Genomic DNA, 6,475 nt, shown 5'->3' with positions numbered 1-6,475 from the left:
GCGTTCTGCCAGGCCATCGGCAAACGCCAGATCACCGAATTCAACTATCGCTACCACACCGACCGCGAGGCTCATATCTTCGTCGGCGTGCAGACCCACCCGGACAACGACCCGCGCAGCGCCTTGATTTCAAGCCTGACAGAACAAGGGTTCCCGGTGCTGGACCTGACCGACAACGAACTGGCCAAACTGCATATCCGCCATATGGTCGGCGGCCATGCCGAGCGGGTCAGCGATGAAGTGGTGTTGCGCTTCGAGTTTCCGGAGCGGCCAGGTGCGCTGTTCAACTTCCTGAACAAACTGGGCGGGCGCTGGACCATCTCGATGTTCCACTACCGCAACCACGGCGCAGCAGATGGCCGCGTGGTGGCCGGGCTGGTGGTGCCGGAAGAAGAACGGCATCTGGTGGGTGCAGCGCTGGACGAGATTGGTTATCCGTATTGGGATGAGAGCCAGAATCCGGCGTACAAGCTCTTTATGGGGTAAACAAACTGTAGGAGCGAATTCATTCGCGAAGCCTTTCGCGAATGAATTCGCTCCTACGGGATTACTGATCTTCAGCGCTGAAAGTCGCTGGCTCCGCAGGTGCAGCAACAGGTTCGCTGCTGACAGGCGTAGCAGGAGACTCAGGCGGAACAGTTTCGGCTTTTGGCTCAGCCTCGACCGGTTGAGGCGCTACGGGGGCCGGTGCCGGAACTGGCGCTGGAGCGACTTCAGGCACACCCAGATCAGCCTTGGGCTTCTCGACGATATGCGCAGCCTGCTTCACTTCTGGCGGCAGGAAATTTTCCACCAGCGCAAAGAAGCGTTCATAGAACTTGGCCGAAGCAACGGTTTCGCTGGCAACCTTGACCATGGAATCGTCGGTCGAGCCGATCGGCATCGATACCGAACCCAGCACGCCCACACCCAGGCTGGCCGAGTTATTGGTCTTCTTCAGCGCGTAACGGTCCTGCAGGGCGTTGGCGAACATGGTTGAACCAGCGCCCCCTACATCGGCTGCGCAAACCAGATTGAAGCTGATCTCGATATGCGTCTCGCCCGTCTGCTGGAAGCTCTTGCGCCCGCTGATCATTTTCGGATCGTTGCTGGTGATGATGTAGCCCTGGCTCAGCAATGCACGCCGCCCCGCTTCACAGGACGAATCATCGCTGGCCGGATAGCTTCTGGAGAAAGTCCCGGCGTCATCGAAATGCTCGTGATCGTAAACAGCCTGCTTGGGCGACGAACAGCCAGCCATGACCAGCAGGACGGACGTCCAGCATGCGGTACGAAGGTTCAGTAACTTAAACATCGAGGATCCTGGGGAAGATAGCTGTCAGCAGGGCTGTAGCGGGAAAACGTCGGTAAGTCTGCAACAAGGCCAGCACAGGATCAACGCAGACAGTGAAAAGATGCTGATACAAATGACAAAACTTTCGTGTCGAGGCGTGGCGAGCCGCATCAAGCCAGATCCCACACCGGTTCAGGCGCAAAGCGTTCGGCCAGGAAATCCAGCAGCGCCCGCAAGGCCGATGACATATGTTTGCGGGAGGTGTAGACCGCATGAATGCTCATTTCCATGGGCTCATAGCGCATCAGCAACGGCACCAGGCGCCCGCTCTTGATGAGCGGCGCAGCCAGATAGGTTGGCAGCAGCGCAATGCCCGCTCCGCAAAGAGCCGCCTGCAGAGTGGTGATGGAGTCATTGGTGCTGAGATTGCCCTTCACTGCCACGCTATGGGGCACGCCCTTGCGGGTGAAATGCCAGAGGCTGCTGCTGTGATAGGTATGGGTCAGGCAGTTGTGCAAGGCCAGGTCTTCAAGGCTGTCAGGGATCGAATGCTCTTCCAGATAAGCAGGCGAAGCACAGACCACCGACCGGCAGGTCGTCAGGCGGCGGGCAATCAGGTTGGGGTCCAGGTCGTTGGTGATGCGAATCGCCAGATCCAGCCCTTCATCCACCAGATTCACCGTGCGATCAAGCAACACCATGTCGATACGCACCTGGGAGTAGCGCCCCACAAATTCGGTGACGGCCTGGGTGAGCTGGGACTGGCCAAACGAGGTGCTGGAGGTAATGCGCAGCAAGCCTTTGGGCTCACTCTCGGGCGCAGCCACAACAGCGCGCATGTCGTCTGCCAGGTCGAGCATGCGCCGACACAGCGGCAGAACCTCGGCACCCGCCGCAGTCAGGTTCAGTCGTCTGGTCGTACGGTGCATCAACCGCGCACCGGTCCACTCTTCAAGCTCGGCGAGCAATCTGGAGATAACCGGTCGTGAAAGACCGAGCTTGTCCGCTGCCGTAGTCTGACTGCCGCAGTCGACGACTGTGACGAAAGCCTGCATGGCCTGTAATTTGTCCATTATTCGACCGGTTTACGCAACAAATATGGGCCTAATCTAGCGTTTTTCAGACTATAAATCTCAACTAATCTGGCCTTCTTTCAATACAGCCCGGATGGAGATTTTCATGCTACCGCTATTTGCACGACGCTTTGTTGCCAGCATCGCCCTGCTCAGCTTCGCTGGCACCAGCCTGGCGGCCCAGCCGTTGAAGCTGGATGTCTACAACCCGGGAGCCGAGGCCATCTTCCCGGTGTCATCGGTACTGGTCACTGCCGAGAAAGATGCAATCCTGGTGGACGCACAGTTTGGCAAGCCTCAGGCCGAACAGGTCGTGGAGAAGATCCGCAAGAGCGGCAAGAACCTCACCACCATCTACATCAGCCATGGCGACCCGGATTATTACTTCGGCCTGCAAACCATTACCGAGGCCTACCCAAAAGCCAAGGTCGTTGCCAGCGCCGAAACCGTCGCTCACATCAAGGAAACCATGGAAGGCAAGCTGGCCTACTGGGGACCCAAGCTGGGCGATGGCGCACCGAGCAAGATCATCGTTCCCGAAGTCATTCAGGGCAACAATCTGAAGCTTGAAGGCCAGGACCTGCAGATCGTCGGCCTTGACGGCCCGCAGCCTGACCGGACGTTCGTGTGGGTGCCGTCCATCAAGGCGGTGATCGGCGGCGTGGTACTGGCCAATAACATTCATGTGTGGATGGCCGACACCCAGAGCACCAAGTCGCATCAGGACTGGCTGGCAACACTGGCCACCATCGAGAAGCTCAAACCTGTAACCATCGTTCCCGGTCATTTCCTGAGTGGCGAACTGAAATCGGAACAGGCGCCCGCCTTTACCGCGAACTACATCAAGACCTTCGATGCCGAAACCGCCAAGGCCAAGGATTCCGCAGCACTGATCAAGGCCATGAAAGCTCATTACCCGAAACTGGGTGAAGAATCTTCACTGGAGTTGAGTGCCAAAGTAGCCAAGGGCGAAATGAAGTGGTGAATGAATGACAAAGCTGCGCTTGTAATGAGCGCAGCTTTTTTTTGCATGAATCGCAGGCAAAAAAAAAAGCGACCGGTCAAGGTCGCTTTTTCTTTTGCTTCAAGGAGTTCAAGGCCTTGAAGCTTTGTATGGCGCAGCGGACGGGACTCGAACCCGCGACCCCCGGCGTGACAGGCCGGTATTCTAACCGACTGAACTACCGCTGCGTATCGCTTGTGAAACTCTTTTAATCGACCTGAAACAAACTTTCGGTAGTTTGAATCACTGCCTGATTGAACAACCATCTGGTTTTTCAATCCCGGACCCGGAAAACCGGATCTGGATAATATGGCGCAGCGGACGGGACTCGAACCCGCGACCCCCGGCGTGACAGGCCGGTATTCTAACCGACTGAACTACCGCTGCGCATGTGTTGCTTCAATCCTGAAAGCCCTCGTGAAACAGCTTCCAGACTCAACGATGGTGGGTGATGACGGGATCGAACCGCCGACCCTCTGCTTGTAAGGCAGATGCTCTCCCGGCTGAGCTAATCACCCTTTGCTTCGCTGAGGCCGCGAAATTTACGCACCTACCGTACCTAAGTCAATACCCCCATTGAATTTTTTCCAAAAAACTTAAAATAGGGATTCAGCATTCGAGGTTGGGCCGGGGCACGAGAGAGCCTGCTCCTGTCTGATTTGTGAAGAACCTTTCGCGAATCCATTGAGGCGGTCAGTCGCTCAATGGATAAACCCTGACATAGTCGACGTTGAAATCGGTCTGAGCGCTGTACTGGTCACCGAACCCCTCAGGAGGAAACTGCCTGGGCACTTCGGAACTCAGGATGACTAATTCGTCACCCAGTGAAATCGGCGCGACCGAAGGTGGCACCGTTTTCGTCATGACCCCATCCACATAGAACTCATACCGGTCCCTGCCCCACAACACGCCAAACCTGTGAAACTTCCCGTCGTCCAGACTATCCAGTAACCCGGCCCAGGCCCAATACTTGTGATGCTCCCCGTAGAGATCCCAGTGAATGGCATGGTTATAGTTTTTACTTTCTGCACCAGACCCATGCTCAAAGACGTCAATCTCAACGCCCTGCTCCGGCTTGCCCACTTCCATGGCTGGGGTTTGAACCCAGAAAGCAACCTGTACACCGAAAGCCCGCTTGAACCGGACCGACGCCTCCCAGTAACCCTGGCTTGAAAGGAAAGTGTCAGCCGTGGAAATCATGCCGCAGTAATTCTGAAGTATCCCGTTGCTCAGCCCACTGTAGGTTTTGATGGTGAGATACCCTGACCTGACGCTGACCGTTTCCGGAATATTCTTGCAGTTGTTACGAATGCCCGGTAACCGATGACTCCATTTGGCGCCATCCAGTTGATCGCCTTCGAACTCGTCAGCGAAGATCGGCGTTGAAGCGATACCCTCAGGCAGCCGACCATTGAGTTGCCAGCCCCACGTTCCCGATGCTGCATCCGGGTCTGTAACGGTCAAACTGTTGTCGGCGCGCAGGGCCAGCTCGCCAAGTCGACCGTAGTCGTTCTGCACTTTACTGACCAATGAATACATACCGGAGGGCCTTAGTATCCGGGTCCAGTAGACGTGCGAGGTGTAGTTCTCGCTGTTACAGGCAGTCATGTTGACGACACTGGCATCGGTCGAGCTGAACAGACACAGGTTATCGCCGGCACCTACGTTCTTGATCGTGCTGAGCTCACCCACTTGTTTTTCGATGATCCATGCCTGCCTGACCGATTGATCGCAGGGATTGAAAATCACGACCTGGTTATTGGCGGACAGGTCCATGCACAACCTGGACCCAGCGCGTTCGTTGACAAGCCCGGTCCTGACCCGATCCGGAAACTCGATCTGCGCGGGTGCAGGTGCATCACTGGCATCCTGGTCCTGTAATGCCTGGACAGCTGGAGATACTGCGAAGACAGGGTTGAGCATTGCACTCAGTACCGCTACAGATAGCGCTCTGAGGCCTGCCATGATTGACATTTCCATTGTTATTCACCGTACGTGAGTCCATTCAACTGTTCGTCGTTCACCGTTCAAACGGTGTATCAACTACCGGTAAATCGACAACTCCGGGGAATGCCATTCATCGCAGTACAGCCGCGTCTTCGCCCCTGCACCGATGCTGCTCCGAACAACAACGGTCTTCAACACAGCCAAGACAAACGGAGGCCCTGAGCGCCGCCAGGGACGATCAGTGATGCTCGCCGCCTGGCAGCACCATGACCTCGTCCGTGCTTCGTAAGCAAAGCGAATAGCCGTCCGCTCGCTCCTGCCGTACCGGGCAAGGCCAGCATGCCGCAAATAGGCATGCGGCAAATGGGATAGGAGCGATCCTGGTCGCGAACCGCGGTGATCGGGACTCAGTCGGCGTAAATCATCTTCTTGCTCATACCACCGTCCACCACGAACTCCTGCCCGGTAACGAAACCGGCATGACGCGACAGCAGCCAGCCAACCATCGCAGCGACATCCTCCACGCTGCCTACACGCCCCGCCGGGTGCTGGGCATGGTCGACATCGGTCAACGGCTCGGCACGACGCTGGGAAGGATCCCGCGCATCGATCCAGCCAGGACTCACGGCGTTGACGCGAATCTCCGGACCGAGACTGATGGCCAGTGCATGAGTCAGGGCCAGAAGACCGCCCTTGCTCGCCGCGTAGGCCTCGGTATCGGGTTCGGACTGTCTGGCACGGGTCGAGCTCAGATTGACGATGCTGCCGCAATGAGCGCGCAGATAGGGCGCACAATGCTTGGCCAGCAGCATCGGACCGCTGAGGTTCACACCCAGCACTCGATTCCAGTGAGACAGATCGAGGCTTTCGAGAGTGGTGTTATGGGGGTCGGCAACGGCCGCATTGCACACCAGCGCATCAAGGCGACCAAAGCGCCTGAGCACTTCGGCCACACCCGCGGCTACCTGATCCTCACTGGCAACGTCCATGGCAATGAACAGGGCATTGTCACCCAGCACACCGGCCACTTTCGCACCACGGGCACGATCAAGGTCAGCCAGCACCACCTGCCAGCCCTCGGTGATCAGCCAGGCAGCGATGCCCAGGCCGATCCCGCGTGCCGCTCCGGTCACCAGAGCCACACGGCCGTTGTTGGTACTGGCGAATTTCATCGCCCAA

At 57.3% G+C, this 6,475-nt stretch carries 4 protein-coding genes, 3 tRNA genes and 2 pseudogenes; 2 read left to right on the top strand and 7 right to left on the bottom strand.

The annotated features are described in order from the left end of the window. Nucleotides 1-486, top strand: a pseudogene (locus K5D32_RS15855) (threonine dehydratase); the annotation flags it as partial. 70 nt (nt 487-556) lie between these two features. Here K5D32_RS15855 and K5D32_RS15850 read toward each other — a convergent pair. Both K5D32_RS15850 and K5D32_RS15845 read right to left on the bottom strand, forming a co-directional pair. Beyond that, nucleotides 557-1,294: pseudogene (locus K5D32_RS15850) on the bottom strand (DUF2242 domain-containing protein); the annotation flags it as partial. Nucleotides 1,295-1,443: 149 nt separating this feature from the next. Further along, nucleotides 1,444-2,346: a LysR family transcriptional regulator gene (locus tag K5D32_RS15845; RefSeq protein ID WP_221575628.1), complete on the bottom strand. Its 903-nt coding sequence runs from the start codon at nt 2,344-2,346 to the stop codon at nt 1,444-1,446. Nucleotides 2,347-2,452: 106 nt separating this feature from the next. On the opposite strand from K5D32_RS15845, the gene K5D32_RS15840 reads away from it, so the two are divergent. Beyond that, entirely contained in the window at nt 2,453-3,331 is an 879-nt protein-coding gene (locus tag K5D32_RS15840) for an MBL fold metallo-hydrolase (RefSeq protein ID WP_221575627.1), read from the top strand. A 129-nt stretch (nt 3,332-3,460) separates the two neighbouring features. Here the strand turns inward: K5D32_RS15840 and K5D32_RS15835 are convergent. The 5 genes from K5D32_RS15835 to K5D32_RS15815 all read right to left on the bottom strand — a co-directional run bounded on the left by K5D32_RS15835 (nt 3,461) and on the right by K5D32_RS15815 (nt 6,468). Continuing rightward, nucleotides 3,461-3,537 (bottom strand) — tRNA-Asp (locus tag K5D32_RS15835). Between the two features lie 122 nt (nt 3,538-3,659). After that, nucleotides 3,660-3,736, bottom strand: a tRNA-Asp gene (locus K5D32_RS15830). Between the two features lie 55 nt (nt 3,737-3,791). Next, nucleotides 3,792-3,867, bottom strand: a tRNA-Val gene (locus tag K5D32_RS15825). Between the two features lie 175 nt (nt 3,868-4,042). Then, nucleotides 4,043-5,314, bottom strand: coding sequence for a family 16 glycosylhydrolase (locus K5D32_RS15820; RefSeq protein WP_221600960.1), 1,272 nt, complete (start codon nt 5,312-5,314; stop codon nt 4,043-4,045). A gap of 389 nt (nt 5,315-5,703) precedes the next feature. Continuing rightward, the gene (locus tag K5D32_RS15815) at nt 5,704-6,468 is read right to left on the bottom strand and encodes an SDR family oxidoreductase (RefSeq protein ID WP_221575625.1); all 765 of its coding nucleotides are present in this window, start codon (nt 6,466-6,468) and stop codon (nt 5,704-5,706) included. Nucleotides 6,469-6,475: the final 7 nt, after the last annotated feature.

Source organism: Pseudomonas cichorii, assembly GCF_019719005.1.
Lineage (GTDB): Bacteria > Pseudomonadota > Gammaproteobacteria > Pseudomonadales > Pseudomonadaceae > Aquipseudomonas > Aquipseudomonas cichorii_E.
This window is presented reverse-complemented; position numbering and strand designations above follow the sequence as displayed.